At 66.8% G+C, this 14379-nt stretch carries 12 protein-coding genes; 5 read left to right on the top strand and 7 right to left on the bottom strand.

Annotated features, from left to right (window positions below; genetic code table 11):
* Positions 1-299: 299 nt before the first annotated feature.
* The 4 genes from qcrB to ctaE are packed head-to-tail and all read right to left on the bottom strand — an operon-like array spanning position 300 to position 4571.
* Entirely contained in the window at positions 300-1964 is a 1665-nt protein-coding gene (gene qcrB, locus ACZY0X_RS26040) for a cytochrome bc1 complex cytochrome b subunit (RefSeq protein ID WP_463774504.1), read from the bottom strand.
* Positions 1961-3124, bottom strand: a complete 1164-nt coding sequence (gene qcrA, locus ACZY0X_RS26035) for a cytochrome bc1 complex Rieske iron-sulfur subunit (protein ID WP_463774503.1) — start codon at positions 3122-3124, stop codon at positions 1961-1963. The genes qcrB and qcrA overlap by 4 nt, the downstream gene beginning before the upstream one ends.
* The gene (qcrC, locus tag ACZY0X_RS26030) at positions 3121-3963 is read right to left on the bottom strand and encodes a cytochrome bc1 complex diheme cytochrome c subunit (protein ID WP_463774501.1); all 843 of its coding nucleotides are present in this window, start codon (positions 3961-3963) and stop codon (positions 3121-3123) included. The genes qcrA and qcrC overlap by 4 nt, the downstream gene beginning before the upstream one ends.
* Entirely contained in the window at positions 3960-4571 is a 612-nt protein-coding gene (ctaE, locus tag ACZY0X_RS26025) for an aa3-type cytochrome oxidase subunit III (protein WP_241404721.1), read from the bottom strand. Before ctaE ends, qcrC begins: the two co-directional genes overlap by 4 nt.
* 125 nt (positions 4572-4696) lie before the next feature.
* Here ctaE and trpD point away from each other — a divergent pair, with 125 nt between their 5' ends.
* Positions 4697-5755, top strand: a complete 1059-nt coding sequence (trpD, locus tag ACZY0X_RS26020; protein ID WP_241404722.1) for an anthranilate phosphoribosyltransferase — start codon at positions 4697-4699, stop codon at positions 5753-5755.
* Here trpD and ACZY0X_RS26015 read toward each other — a convergent pair.
* A complete protein-coding gene (locus ACZY0X_RS26015) occupies positions 5739-7517 on the bottom strand; it encodes a DEDD exonuclease domain-containing protein (protein ID WP_463774601.1) in 1779 nt (592 codons plus the stop codon). The two genes, trpD and ACZY0X_RS26015, sit on opposite strands and share 17 nt — an antisense overlap.
* 173 nt (positions 7518-7690) lie before the next feature.
* Here ACZY0X_RS26015 and ACZY0X_RS26010 point away from each other — a divergent pair, with 173 nt between their 5' ends.
* From ACZY0X_RS26010 to pimB, 4 genes are all read left to right on the top strand, one after another.
* Complete coding sequence (locus ACZY0X_RS26010) at positions 7691-7930, top strand: hypothetical protein (RefSeq protein ID WP_463774499.1); 240 nt, start codon at positions 7691-7693, stop codon at positions 7928-7930.
* A 150-nt stretch (positions 7931-8080) separates the two neighbouring features.
* Positions 8081-9208: a peptidoglycan hydrolase RipC gene (ripC, locus tag ACZY0X_RS26005; protein ID WP_463774498.1), complete on the top strand. Its 1128-nt coding sequence runs from the start codon at positions 8081-8083 to the stop codon at positions 9206-9208.
* Positions 9177-10058, top strand: a complete 882-nt coding sequence (locus ACZY0X_RS26000; RefSeq protein ID WP_463774497.1) for a peptidase — start codon at positions 9177-9179, stop codon at positions 10056-10058. The genes ripC and ACZY0X_RS26000 overlap by 32 nt, the downstream gene beginning before the upstream one ends.
* A 10-nt stretch (positions 10059-10068) precedes the next feature.
* Entirely contained in the window at positions 10069-11211 is a 1143-nt protein-coding gene (pimB, locus tag ACZY0X_RS25995) for a GDP-mannose-dependent alpha-(1-6)-phosphatidylinositol monomannoside mannosyltransferase (protein ID WP_463774495.1), read from the top strand.
* On the opposite strand, the gene ACZY0X_RS25990 is transcribed toward pimB, so the two are convergent.
* Both ACZY0X_RS25990 and ACZY0X_RS25985 read right to left on the bottom strand, forming a co-directional pair.
* Positions 11208-12449, bottom strand: a complete 1242-nt coding sequence (locus tag ACZY0X_RS25990) for a GNAT family N-acetyltransferase (protein WP_463774493.1) — start codon at positions 12447-12449, stop codon at positions 11208-11210. The two genes, pimB and ACZY0X_RS25990, sit on opposite strands and share 4 nt — an antisense overlap.
* A gap of 103 nt (positions 12450-12552) precedes the next feature.
* Positions 12553-14373 (bottom strand): AMP-dependent synthetase/ligase, encoded by a 1821-nt coding sequence (locus ACZY0X_RS25985; RefSeq protein WP_463774492.1) that lies wholly within the window; start codon positions 14371-14373, stop codon positions 12553-12555.
* Positions 14374-14379: the final 6 nt, after the last annotated feature.

The raw sequence follows: 14379 nt of genomic DNA, 5'->3' as shown, positions 1-14379 counted from the left end.
CGCCTTCCGGCCTGCTGGCCTGCCAGCCTGCCGCCTTACGGCGCGTCACGTGCCTATGCGCACTCACGCCTTCCGCCAAAACCGTCGTCCCTGTCGCTAACTCGGCGGTTCACAGCCCTGTGTGTGGTCTCGGTGGGGGAGTCGGCTGAGCCAGGCCCCGCGAGACTGCGCTGAGGGTCGTTAACTTGGCGGTTTCACAGCCCTGTGCGCAGTCTCAGCAGGTGATCCCAATGGCCCCATAAAGCAGTAACGCCGACTACGCGAAGGCGTAGCCGGCGTTACTGCCTGAGGGCTGAAACTCAGTGATGGCCGTTCGGCGAACCGTTGCCGTTGGACGTGCCGAACTCCTCGTCCTGGTACTCCTTGAGCGCGGTGAGCGACTTGCGCTCGGATGCGTGCTCGGCCTCTGCGAGTGCATCGCTCTCGGACTTCGGGTCGGGGAACAGGAAGCTACCGCTACCCGTCGCTCCGCCGGAGCCCAACTTGTTCATGCGCTTGGGCAGCGGTGCACCCTGGTACTCGAGCGGGATCGGGTGACCGTGATCGTCGACCGGGCCCAAGGGCTGGTGCAGTTCGATGTAGGCACCCTGAGGCAGGCGCTTGAGGATGCCCGTCTCGATGCCGTGCTCGAGCACCGCGCGGTCACTGCGCTGCAGTCCGACACACCACCGGTAAGTGATGTAGTAGACGATCGCGGGCAGAACCACCATGCCGATGCGGCCGATCCACGTCGTCGCGTTCAGCGAGATGTGGAACTTCAGCGCGATGATGTCGTTCATGCACATGAACGTCAGCACCATGTAGAACGCGATGGCCATGGCACCGATGCCGGTACGGACCGGTGCGTCACGCGGACGCTGCAGCAGGTTGTGGTGCGCGGTGTCGCCGGAGAACTTCTTCTCCAGGAACGGATACATGACTAGCAGGCCGAGGATCAGACCCATGAAGACCGCCACCCATACCGACTGCGGGATGGTGTGGCCCCACGGGTAGAACTCCCACGCCGGCCAGATACGGGCCAGACCGTCGGTCCACATCATGTAGAAGTCGGGCTGGCTGCCCGCTGAGATCTGTGACGGCTTGTACGGGCCGAGGGCCCAGATCGGGTTGATCTGCAGCAGACCGCCCATCAGTCCGAGGATGCCGGTAGTCACGGCGAAGAACGCGCCGGACTTCACGGCGAACACCGGCATGACTCGAACACCGACGACGTTCTTCTCGGTGCGGCCGGGACCGGGGAACTGGGTGTGCTTCTGGAACCACACCAATGCCAGGTGAGCGCCGATGAGCGCCAACATGATTCCGGGAAGCAACAGGATGTGCAGCGCGTACAGCCTCGGGATGATGATCGTCCCGGGGAAGTCGCCGCCGAACAGCGCCCAGTGCAGCCAGGTGCCGATCACCGGCATACCCAACGTGATTGACGAGAACGCGGCGCGCAGGCCGGTGCCCGAGAGCAGGTCGTCGGGCAGCGAGTAGCCGAAGTAACCCTCGAACATCGCCAGGATCAGCAGCAGTGAGCCGATCACCCAGTTGGCCTCGCGGGGCCTGCGGAATGCGCCCGTGAAGAAGATGCGGGCCAGGTGGACCATGATCGACGCCGCGAACAGCAGCGCAGCCCAGTGGTGGACCTGACGGACGAACAGACCGCCGCGCACCTCGAAGCTGATGTCGAGTGTCGACGCATAAGCCTTCGACATCTGGACGCCGTTGAGCGGTTGGTAGACACCGTGATAGGTGACCTCGGCCATCGACGGGTCGAAGAACAGCGTCAGGTACACGCCGGTGATCAGCAGCACGATGAAGCTGTACAAGGCGATCTCACCGAGCAGGAACGACCAGTGCGTCGGGAATACCTTGTTGAGCTGCCGCCTAACCGCCGCGGACGGGTGGTAGCGCGAATCGATCGCGTCACCCTGCGCTGCGGCAATGGCGCCTAGCTTTGAACCACTCTGTGGACTCATGACGTTCGCTCCCAGAATGCCGGTCCGACGGGTTCGATGAAGTCACCGTTGGCGACCAGATACCCGTCCTTGTCGATGGTTACGGGAAGTTGTGCGAGTGCTCGCGCCGCGGGGCCGAAGATCGGCTTCGCGAAGTGCAGTGCGTCGAACTGCGACTGATGGCATGGGCACAGGATCCGGTACGTCTGCTGCTCGTAGAGCGACGACGGGCAACCGAGGTGGCTGCAGACCTTCGTGTAGGCGTACAGATCGCCGAAGTTGAAGCTCTCCTGACCCTGGCGCTTGACCACGCGAGTCACATCCTCGGGCCGGATGCGGATGAGCATCACGGGATTCCGGACGCCCATGGCGATCTCGGTCAGCTTGTGCGACGACTCGACGGTGGTGCCGTCGCCGTCGGATGCACGCCACGGGAACACCGTCTCCATGCCGCCTGCGTCGAGGTCCTCGGGTCGCATCTTCACGAACGGGGACTCGCCGGGGATGCCGGTGGCGCGGGCCATGTAGATGGTCTCGCCGTGGAAGCGGGGAGTCCACCCCGAAGTCCACAACATCGCCTTCTTGCCCTCGGCGGTGGGAACGACTGGCTTCCACGGGTTCTTGATCAGACCGCCGATGAAGGCGACCGCCGTGCCGGCACCGAAGGCGCCGAGGCCGATGCCCAGCGACAGGCCAACCAGCTTGCGCCGCTTGATCGTCGAGGCCTCGAGGGTGTCAGTGAGGTTGGCCACGATGGTCTTGCGGTCGAGCTCGGAGGAGGCGCCGTCGTGGCGATCCTGGATCGAGATCTCCTCGGGAATGAACTTCTTCTGGTAGAGCACCGCGCCGATACCAATGGCGAGCACCGACAGGCCGAAGGTCAGGCCGTACAGCGGGGTGGCGAGTGTGTAGATGCGCTCACCCTCGGCGCCGAAGGGCTTGTACTCCCACGGCCAGAAGATGAAGACCAGCAACAGGGCGAGGCCCGAGATCCCGCCCAGCAGAAGCCAGTACGAGACCAAGCGCTCGGCACGCTTCTCGGCCTTGGTGCCCTCGACAGGCCAGCGCGGCTCCTTGAAGACGGTCTCGACACCGTCGATCCTGCCGCCAAGGGCGACCAGTTCCTCGCGCGACATCTCCGCCAATTCGGCGTCGGTGGGGCGCTTCACCTCGTCACTCATGCTCGTGATCCGATCCACATTGCCGCGCCGATGACGGCGACCATTCCAATGATCCAGGCTGCCATGCCCTCGGTGGTGGGGCCGAAGCCGCCGAGGCCGTAGCCACCGGGGTCAGGCGTGTTCGCTGCCTCGTGCACGTACGCGACGATGTCCCGCTTCTCCTCGGGGGAGAGCTGCCGGTCGGAGAACTTCGGCATGTTCTGGGGGCCGGTGAGCATCGCGGTGAAGATCTGCGCGGGTTCCTTCGACGCCTCACCGAGGTCGGGTGCGTACTTGCCGGAGGACAGCGCGCCGCCCTTGCCGGTGAAGTTGTGGCACGACGCGCAGTTCAGGCGGAACAGGTCGCCGCCGCGGGCGACGTCGTCGCCCAGGAGCGATTCGTGGGCGATACCGCCGTTGGCGTCGCGGGGGACGACCGGGCCGCCGCCGTTTGCCTGGATGTAGGCGCCGAGCGCGTCGATCTGGTGCTCGTCGAAGACCGGGGCCTTGCGAGGCGCCTGAGCCTCACCGCGCATGGCGGGCATGCGGCCGGTGGAGACCTGGAAGTACACCGCGGCCTCGCCGGTGCCGATGAGGCTCGGTCCGCGATCGGGCACGCCCTGCAGATTGGCGCCATGGCACGTGATGCACGACGTGTCGAAAAGCTGCTTGCCCGTGCGCAACAGGGCCATCTGCGACTCGTCGGCCTGGGCGACCTGAGGCTTGGGCGTCAGGGTCGCCGCGAGAGCCCCGGCGAATGCGAGTCCAATCAGAAGCAGAACGCCTGCGGACAGGCGTCGGCGCAACCGACGGCGGGACTTGCTGGTCATCGAACCCCTTCTCATCGGCGAGCCAATCATCGGACGAAGTAGATGACGGCGAACAGAGCGATCCACACGATGTCGACGAAGTGCCAGTAGTAGGACACGACGATCGCGGCGGTGGCCTGGGCCGGGGTGAACTTGCTCATCCTGGTGCGCATCAGCAGCAGCACGAAGGCGATGAGGCCGCCGATCACGTGCAGGCCGTGGAACCCGGTGGTCAGATAGAACACCGATCCGTAGGCGCTGCCCGGAATGGTGGTGCCCTCCGCGACCAGGTGGTAGTACTCGTAGCCCTGGCCGAGGACGAAGAACGTGCCCATCACCAGGGTGACCATGTACCACCGGCGCAGTCCGTAGACGTCGCCACGCTCAGCCGCGAACACGCCCATCTGGCACGTGAACGACGACGCGATCAGCACCAGCGTCACGGGTACCGCGAGCGCGAGATTGAGTTCTGTGGGGTGCGGGGGCCAGTCACCGCCCGCCTGAGCCCGTGCCGTGAAGTACATGGCAAACAGGCCAGCAAAGAACATCAACTCGCTAGAAAGCCAAACTATGGTGCCAACACTTACCATGTTGGGCCTGTTCAGCGAATGAACTCGCGACGTGATCGCGGTTCCAGAAGTCCCTACAACGCTCGTCACACATGAAGTATGACGCTTTGTAGTTGTCCAACTCCACCCGGGTCGCGAGATTCGTAATATTCGTGTCGCAACAACGGTGGCCATCGCCGGTTGGACGCCGTGGCGATGGCGTTAGGCTCACCGGCGTGTCTTCCGACGATTCCCCCACCTGGGCCCAGATCCTCGGCCGTCTGACGACGGTTCAGCCGCTGCTTCCCGGACAGGCGGCCTGGGCGATGGATCAGATCATGACGGGAGTCGCGACACCCGCTCAGATCGCTGGCTTCGCCGTGGCGATGAAGATGAAGCGGCCGACCTCGGCTGAGGTGTCGGAGCTGGCCGACATCATGCTCCGGCACGCGCGGCGAGTGCCCACCGATGTGATCGGGCGCGAGACGGTGGACGTGGTGGGTACCGGCGGTGACGGTGCCAACACGGTGAACCTGTCGACAATGGCCTCGATCGTGGTGGCGGCGTGCGGGGTGCCCGTGATCAAGCATGGAAATCGCGCCGCGTCCTCCCTTTCGGGTGGTGCTGACACTCTCGAGGCGCTCGGGGTGAAGATCGACCTCGGCCCCGACGATGTCGCGCGCAGCGTGGCCGAGGTCGGTATCGGCTTCGCCTTCGCGCCGCAGTTCCATCCCTCCTACCGGCACGCGTCGGTCGTCCGTCGCGAGATCGGTGTGCCCACGGTCTTCAATCTGCTTGGGCCGCTGGCCAACCCGGCGTCACCGCGAGCCGGGTTGATCGGCTGCGCGTGGGCGGACCTGTCCGAGGTGATGGCGGGTGTGTTCGCTCAGCGTGGCTCCAGTGTCCTGGTGGTGCACGGCGATGACGGTCTCGACGAGTTGACCACCACGACCACCAGCACGATCTGGCGGGTCCAGGCGGGCACCGTGGAACGGCTGACCTTCGATCCCGCGGCGTTCGGTTTCGCGCGGGCTCACCTCAGTGAGCTGATGGGCGGCGACGCCGAGACCAATGCGGTATCGGTGCGCGAGGTGTTCGGTGGCGCCAAGGGTCCGGTTCGCGATGCGGTGGTGCTCAACGCCGCCGGTGCGATGGTCGCCCACGCCGGACTGTCCAGTGACGCCAAGTGGGTGCCGGCGTGGGAGGCCGGGTTGGCACGTGCCACCGAGGCGATCGACTCCGGTGCGGCCCAGCAGCTGCTCGGGCGCTGGGCGCGGTTCACCCAGAAGCGCTGAGGCGCACGGGTTTCGGTACCGGCGTGGTCCCGTATCGGTCGTCGAGTTCCGCATCGGAACCGGCCTGGGCGGCGAGCCGCGCTGAGCGGGCCAGGGCAGCCCAATCCGCGAGCCCTCCGGCGGCTCCCAGTGGGCTGGCGTAGCCGTCGTCCGCGCGCACGATCCGCACCCCCGGGTGGCCCAACCAGCGCGCGATGAGCGCGGTCTCCTCGACCATGGCTCCGCCCAACGGCGCGGGCGCCGGCAGGATGGTCTGGGCCGCAGCGCATATCGCGTCGACCACGGGCATCGGTGGGACGCCCCGCCTGGCACTGCCCGCCGAGCTGAGTTGGCCACGTCGGATGACCGCGAGGTGCCACCCGCCCGCGCCGTCGGGGCGTGCGGCAACCAACTCCTCGACCGCGACCAGGGCGTGTAGCCGCTGGCCTCGCCAGAGCGCATCGATGGCCGTCGCAGCGTGATCACGTAACCGTGCTGCCGTTTCGTAGCGGCCGCGTCTTGCGAGGTCTTCAACCTCGGTGAGCGCATCGCACAGTGCCGTCCGTTCGGCGCCGTCGATCAGGCGTTGGGCCCGCGTGGGCGCCGGAGCGTAGTCAGCGGCCCCGACGTCGCGTACCGCCGGACATGGCGCCAATTCCCGTTCGGGGCAGGCCGGTCCATGGTGCGCCGTACGGGACAGCCGCGACGTACACGTCCGCACCTCAGTGAACCGGGCCAGCAGCGCGGCGGTATCGGCGGCGTCGGCGCGCGCCCGGAACGGGCCGACGACTCGATCGTGCGTGGGTCTGCGCACGACCGAGAACCGGGGGAATGGCTCATCAGTGAGGACCACCCACCACCACTTGTGCGGGAACTTCGACCGTCGGTTGTACGGCGGTGCATGCGCGGCGAGCAGGCGCAGTTCCCGCACGCCCGCCTCCAGGTCGTGGGCGCACTCGACGTGGGCGACGGCAGTGGCCAGCGCCACCATCTCCTTCATGCGTGTGCGTGGGTCGGCGCCGGTGAAGTACTGCGCAACGCGGCGGTGCAGGTCGACGGCAGTGCCGACATAGAGCACCTCGTCGCTCGGACCGCGGAACAGATACACGCCGGGTCGCCGGGGCAGGCCTGCGGCGAGATGGCGCTTGCCGCGTTGGGCCGGTGTGACGTTGGGCAGGTACGTGCGTAGCTCTGGAAACGTGTGCACGCCCTGATTGCCCACACGCTCGATCAGCCCGTGCAGGACATCGACGGTGGCGCGGGCGTCGTCGAGGGCACGGTGGTTCGGCGTGGTGTTGGCGCTGAACAACTGGGCCAGTGCCGAGAGTCGGACGCTGGGCGCCTCGTCGCGCGTAAGAACCCTGCGCGCGAGCTTGACGGTGCACAGCACCGGTGGCCGTGGCCAGGCAATATCGCACCGCTTGGCGGCGGCCTTGAGGAAGCCGATGTCGAACCCGGCGTTGTGCGCCACGAGGACGGCGCCTCGGGCGAACTCGAGGAACGACGGCAGCACCGACTCGATGCGCGGCGCGTCGCACACCATTGCCGTGGTGATCCCGGTCAGCGCGACGATCTGGGGTGGGATGGTCCGTCCGGGATCGACCAGCGTGCCGAGTTCACCGATGATCTCTCCGCCGCGCACCTTGACCGCGCCGATCTCGGTGATCTGGTCGTGGTCGCCGCGGCCCGGCGCGCTCTCGGTCGCACGTCCTCCGGTGGTCTCGAGGTCGACCACGACGAATGTGGTGTCGCGCAGCGCCAGCCCGTCCATCGCGACGTCCATGTCGAGTGCCAGCTGCTCGGCCTCGGCAAGATTCGGTCGTCCCACGGAAGTGACGCTAGGCCCCGCGACTGACATGCGTGTAGTTCGCGGTCCGCATCCGTCGGCAGCACGGCGGACCTTGTCGGGGGGTGTCGTTAGCGTCCGAGTCAACTCGAAGTGAGAGGAGTGCTGACATGGCACCTAACGAGACGCCGGACACCGGCAGTGACACCGGCAGCGTCATCATCGACTGTGACGACTGCGCCGTGCGGGGACACGGATGTAAGGACTGCGTCATCAGTGTTTTGCTGGGCGTCCCCGAGACGCTGCGCCCCGACGAACAGCGGGCGTTGGAAGTCTTGGCTGATGTGGGGCTGGCCCCAAGACTGCGGCTGGTTCCGATTCATCGCCATGGTCAATCCGGGGTTGCCTGAACGCACCGCAACGCGTTCACAGCGAAAAAAAGTCCTTTCGCCTGTTAAATTTGCCTCTTCTGTTGGACAAGCCCGATGCCGTTTCGTAACCTATCTGAGACCTAACAGAAGTTCGACGGCTCGCAACGGCAGTTGAAGGACGCATAAATCTTGAGGTTCGACCGCACACACATGAGCACACGTGGAATTCGTCGACCCCTTGCAGGCGCCATAGCCGGAATTGCCGTCTTCTCCGGCATTCTCGCGGGGAATGTGCAGGCTGATCCCGCCGACGACGCGCTGGCAAAGCTCAACGAGCTGTCCCGCGAGGCAGAACAGTCCACCGAGGCGATGCACAGCGCACAGCTTGACCTTGACGCAAAGGTCGCTGCGCAGCAGAACGCCGATGCGCAGTACGGTGCGGACATGGCCGCGGCGGACGCCGCACAGACGCAGCTGGCAACGTTCCAGAAGGCTGTCGACAGAGTTGCTGCAGCGCAGTACATGGGTGGCCGCACCGACGGACTCGACGCGATGTTGACCGCCGATTCGCCCCAACGACTCATCGACCAGCTCGCCGTCCAGCGCGTGATGGCGACCGAGATGTCGGTACAGATGAAGAACTTCCGGACGGTCGGCGAGCAGGCACTGCGCACCCGCGAGGCGTCCGCCAAGTCGGCCGCCGACGCCAAGACCGCAGCCGAGCAGGCCGCGGCCGTCCGCGCAGAACTGCAATCCAAGCAAAGCAAGCTGCAGGTGCAGATCGCGGTCGTCAAGTCTCAGTACACGGCGCTCACGCCGGCCCAGCGCGAGGCGCTGGCCGCAATCCCGCCGATCCCGCCCCCGCCGGGCGCGGTGCCGCCAGGTGATGGTGGTCCCGAGGTCCTGGCGGCCGGCCCCGGTGGCGCTATCGGCGGCCTGCCCGAGGGTGCAGTGGTGATGCCGGGCGGCGGTGCCGAGGGACAGATGGCCGTGCAGGCCGCGCTGACACGCATCGGATCGCCGTACTCCTGGGGCGGGTCCGGCCCCAACGCCTTCGACTGCTCCGGGCTGGTCATGTGGGCCTTCGGCCAGGTCGGCGTCAACCTCCCGCACTCTAGCCAGGCACTGGCTCAGGGTGGCCAGCCGGTGTCGATGGATCAAATGCAGCCGGGTGACCTGGTCACCTATTACTCCGATGCATCCCACGTGGGCATCTACATCGGGGACGGCATGATGGTGCATGCGTCCACCTACGGCACGCCGGTCAGGGTCGCGCCGGTCAACAATGCGCCGATCCACAACGTTCGCCGGTACTGAGTTCAGCGGTACTGAGTTCACTGGCACAAGACGCCCCTTACTGGCGCTGGTCCTGCTCGTTGAGTTGGTCGCTGCCGTCGTCCTGCTCACCCGGGCGACACCCGCTACACCCGCGATAACGGCGACACCCGCACCGTCCTCTGCCGTCGTGGCGCCGACCCCACCTGCAGCCGCCACCCAGCACGTCGCGCTGCGTGACGGCCGCACCGCGGAGATCCTGGTCCTTCCCGGCCCGGGGACGACCGGCCTGGCCGACCGCATCCGAGGTGATCTCGACGATGCGGCCGACGCGGTCACCGAGTTCTGGGGGGAGGACTGGAGACGTGACATCGCGGTGGTCGTCACCGGCACGGACGAACAGTTCACCGCCATGGGTGGCGGTGGTTCCGATATCGCCGCGGCGACGACCTCGGAGCGCATCGTGTTCGCCCCCGGCGCAGCGGGCATGAGCGACGCATCATTGCGAATCGTGTTGCGCCACGAACTCTTCCACCATGCGGTACGGCACGTCACCGCCACCGATGCACCGCGCTGGCTCACCGAGGGCGTGGCCGACTATGTCGGGCGGCCACCGATCCCGCTGCGCGGCCCCGCGGCCGCTGCCGACCTGGCTCGGCTGCCGACCGACCTCGACCTGGACACACCCGGCGCTGCCCGGTCACTGGCGTACGACCGGGCGTGGTGGTTCAGCCGGTTCATCGCCGACCGCTACGGCCCCGACAGCTTGCGCAGGCTGTACCTGGCGACCTGCGGTGTCGGGCACACCGACATCGCCGACGGGGTGCGCGATGTGTTGGGCGTGCAGCTGGATGAGGTGCTGATCGCGTGGCGGCAGTGGCTCAGCGGCTAGCCTCACTGCGGTGACGAGGGTGCTGCTGGTAACCAACGATTTTCCGCCGCGCCGTGGCGGCATCCAGTCCTACCTGGAGAACCTGGTGGGGGGGCTGGTCGCGAGTGGTGACCGCCAGCTGACCGTCTACGCGCCGAAGTGGAAGGGCGCCGAGGACTATGACGTCGCGGCCGCCGCCACCGGCTACCAGGTGGTGCGTCACCCGACCACGCTGATGCTGCCCGAACCCGCGGTGGCACTGCGGATGCGTCAGCTCATCAGAAGACACGACATCGAGACGGTCTGGTTCGGTGCCGCAGCCCCGTTGGCACTCATGTCGCCGGTGGCTCGCGCCGCGGGAGCGCGCCGCATTGTCGCCAGCACGCACGGCCACGAAGTGGGATGGTCGATGCTGCCGTTGGCCAGAACGGCCTTGCGGCGCATAGGTAACGATGCCGACGTCATCACGTTCATCAGTCACTACACGCGAGACCGGTTCGCCTCGGCGTTCGGCCCACGGGCGGCGCTCGAACACCTCGCCCCGGGGGTGGACACGGATCGCTTCGTGCCCGACCCGGTGGCCCGAGCCGAACTGCGCGCGCGGTACGGGCTCGGCGACCGCCCCGTTGTGTTGTGCCTGTCGCGCCTGGTTCCCCGCAAGGGTCAGGACATGCTGATCCGTGCGCTACCCACCATCCGGAAGCGGGTGGACGACGCCGTGTTGGTCATCGTCGGGGGCGGACCGTATCGGGAGTCGCTGCACGATCTCGCCCGCGACTCCGGCGTCGACGATCACATCGTGTTCACCGACGGCGTGCCAGGCGAGGAGTTACCCGCACACCACGCGATGGCCGATGTGTTCGCGATGCCGTGCCGCACCCGTGGAGCGGGGCTCGACGTGGAAGGGCTCGGCATCGTCTACCTGGAGGCGTCAGCCACCGGTGTGCCGGTCGTGGCCGGTCGCTCCGGGGGTGCGCCGGAATCGGTGCGTGACGGCGAGACCGGTCTGGTGGTGGACGGCGGTGACGTCGCGGCGATCGCGGCAGCGGTCGGTGACCTGCTCGCCGACCCCGACCGCGCCGCAGCCATGGGCGCGGCCGGCCGTGATTGGGTCGTGCAGAACTGGCAGTGGCGCACCAAGGCCGCGCGCCTCGCGGAGTTGCTGGAGGTCTAGAAGTCGTCGGGCACGCTCGGCGCGACGGGCCAGCCGAAGGCGATCGCCGTCCGGTGTAGCGACCCTGCGCTGAGTTCGACCGCCAACCCCGCGCCGGCCAATGCCGCCAGGCTCACACCGCCCAGGTAGATGGCGCCGAGATCACGGGCGGAGATGGCGATATCGGCCGGTGCAGTGGTGATCTCACACTCGGCCCCATCGGGCGTGCTGCGCAGGCGGAACCGTCCGGTGTTCCACGGGCAGAACTCGTCGGTCACGTCGAGCACCACGTCGATGGGAGCGGCGTAGGAGCGCAACGTCAGTGCGCGCGCGACGTCGACAAGCCGTACATAGATGCCGTCGCCCACCGCACACTGCAGTGCCCGCTGGTTGGCGACCAGATAGCGCAGCGGCTCGTCGACAGCGGCACCGTGGAACTTCACGCTCCTGATGAGGTCCATGTCGAGGAGGTAGCGGCAGATCCGGGCGTACGCCCGGTGGTTGGTGGCCCGCACCTCCTGGAGGTGAATCTCGCTCGTCGGTTGCCCACCGTCGCTCCACTGTGGCTTGGGCCGGTAGATGGCGAAGCCGCTGGCGGTGCCGTCGGCCTCGTGGTGCAGGGCAAAGCGGATCCGGCCGGTCTCCTTGCGCCGTTCGTCATTGTCGTGAATCCACGTGTCCCACCACGGACGGGATCTGGGCATCTGCCCGGGCAGCTGCGCGATCGCCAGGTCGTAAATGGCCGGCGCGGATGCCAGTAGCGTGTCGGCGTCGGTCTCGGTCACCGCGCCGTCGCCCAGATCGACGTCGGGACGGAATCCGAGATCGCGCACCTGCCCGGACAGCACGGCATCCGCACTGGCCATCCCGTAGCCAAAACGCCCGTAGATCAAGGCCTCCGATGCGTAGAGCATCGCGATCGCCTCGGTTCCGCGGGCCGTGATGTCGTCGAGTTGATACCGCATCATCGCGGTGAGCAGGCCGCGGCGCCGATGGCTGGGCGATACCGTGATCGCGGTGACGGCGGCGACCGGGGTGATGACACCCCCAGGCAGCACCACTTCCTTGGTGAACGCCCCGCCGGTGGACGCCCACCGTGTTCCGTCGTGAAACCCGAACATCCGGTCGAGATCGGTGAACTTGCGGGTTAGGTCGATCTCGTCCTTCTGCACGTCCTGCAGGAACACCGTGTACGCCGCGGACATGAATGACTGGTAGTCATCTTCATCGGCGATGGTTCGCAGCTTCAGCGCGGGCACACACCCATGTGTACCCGAGGCGCCGATGCGAGTCATCCGAATATCGCGGCGAAACACCAAGCGGCCCGGGATGAATCGGCCGCCTACCTCGACGAGTGCGGGGCTAGTCGCCCGTCTTCGCGTAGAGCGCCTCGATATCGCCTGCGAACTTCTCGGCCACGACCTTGCGCTTCACCTTGAGCGTCGGCGTCAACTCGCCGGTGGCCTCGGTGAAGTCGACGAGCAGGATGCGGAACTTGCGAATGGCCTCAGCCTTGGACACCGCCTGATTGGCCTCCTTGACGGCCAGGTCGATCTCGGCGACGAGGTCCGGATCATCGGCCAGGTCGCCGACCGAAGCCCCCGCGTCCTTGCCGTTGCGTTCCTTCCAGCCGGGGAAGGCCTCGGGATCGATGGTCACCAGCGCCGCGATGAATGGTTGCGCGTCACCGACGGCCATCGCCTGGCTGATCAAGGGGTGGGCACGCAACCGATCCTCGAGCAGGGCGGGCGCGACGTTCTTGCCGCCCGCGGTCACGATGATCTCCTTCTTGCGCCCGACGATGGTCAGGAATCCGGCATCGTCGATCGCGCCGAGGTCGCCGGTGTGGAACCAGCCATCGGAGAACACGGCCTTCGTCTCGTCCTCATTGCGCCAGTAGCCGCCGAAGACCACACCGCCCTTGACCAACAGTTCGCCGTCATCGTTGATGCGCATGCTGTTGCCCGGCACCAGCTTTCCGACCGAACCGACCTTCAGATCGTCTGTCCGGTTGACGGTGATCGCCGCGCTGGTCTCGGTGAGCCCGTAGCCCTCGTAGATGGACAGGCCGACACCGCGGTAGAAGTGCCCGAGCCGGGCGCCAAGGGGAGCGCCACCGGAGATGGCCGAGTGGCACCTGCCGCCGAGCGCGGCGCGCAACTTGCCGTAGACGAGCTTGTCGAACACTGAGTGCTTGAGCTTCAGCAGCAGGCCGGGGCCACCGGTGTCCTGGGCCTGACTCCACTCGATCGCGGTGTTGGCGGCGATCTCGAAGATGCGGCCCTTGCCGTCGTTTTGAGCGTTCTGCTCTGCGGTGTTGTAGACCTTCTCGAACACGCGTGGCACCGACACCACCAGGGTGGGTCGGAACACAGCCAGGGTGGGTACCAGATTCTTGATGTCGTTGGTGAAGCCGAGCGTGACCTTGTTGGTGAACGCGGCAACGGTGATGGCGCGGGCCAGCACGTGGGCCAGCGGTAGGAACACCAGCAGCTTCTCGCCCTTGGCGAGCTGGTCGGGGAAGCAGGCCTTCGCGCCGCGGATCTCGTGAAGCAGGTTCGAGTGGGTCAGCTGGCAGCCCTTCGGTCGCCCCGTCGTACCCGATGTGTAGATCAGCGTTGCGGGATCCGACGACTTGACGGCGGCGATGCCCGCCTCCAGGTCGGCACCGTCAGCGTCGCCTCCGGTCCGGGACAGGGCCTCGAGAGTTGATTGATCGGAGTCGTTGTCGGATCCCTCGATCACATACACCTTGCGCAGCTCCGGCAGCTCGGCGGTGAGCGCCGAGATCGTGCGCGCGTGGGCATCGGACTCGGCGAAAATCGCCACCGCGCCCGAGTCGGCGAGCACGAATCGCACCTGTTCGGCCGATGAGGTCTCGTAGATCGGCACGGTGACCGCGCCCGCAGCCAGGATCCCGAAGTCGATGATCGGCCATTCGTACCTGGTCGAGGAGAGGATGGCGACACGGTCGCCGGGCTTGACGCCCTCGGCGATCAGGCCCTGTGCCAGGGCGCGGACCTCGGCAGCGACCTGCGCGCAGGTCACGTCCGTCCACGATCCGTCTACGAGACGCTGGATGATGACGTGGTCGGGGTCGTCGCGCTCATTGGCGAAGACGGCGCTCACGACGTTGTCATGCTCGCCGACGGTAAACGATGCGGGAACACTGAACTCACGCACGATCGA

The sequence above is a fragment of the Mycobacterium sp. IDUB_39 genome (genome assembly GCF_055419205.1).
This window is presented reverse-complemented; position numbering and strand designations above follow the sequence as displayed.

What these genes read in the sequence shown, in the direction of transcription:
- ACZY0X_RS26015 (WP_463774601.1), bottom strand. Translation starts at nt 7,517, where the DNA reads ATGGACGTCGCGATGGACGGGCTGGCGCTGCGCGACACCACATTCGTC.
- ACZY0X_RS26000 (WP_463774497.1), top strand. Translation starts at nt 9,177, where the DNA reads ATGCGCCGATCCACAACGTTCGCCGGTACTGAGTTCAGCGGTACTGAG.
- qcrB (WP_463774504.1), bottom strand. Translation starts at nt 1,964, where the DNA reads ATGAGTCCACAGAGTGGTTCAAAGCTAGGCGCCATTGCCGCAGCGCAG.
- ACZY0X_RS26010 (WP_463774499.1), top strand. Translation starts at nt 7,691, where the DNA reads ATGGCACCTAACGAGACGCCGGACACCGGCAGTGACACCGGCAGCGTC.
- qcrA (WP_463774503.1), bottom strand. Translation starts at nt 3,124, where the DNA reads ATGAGTGACGAGGTGAAGCGCCCCACCGACGCCGAATTGGCGGAGATG.
- qcrC (WP_463774501.1), bottom strand. Translation starts at nt 3,963, where the DNA reads ATGATTGGCTCGCCGATGAGAAGGGGTTCGATGACCAGCAAGTCCCGC.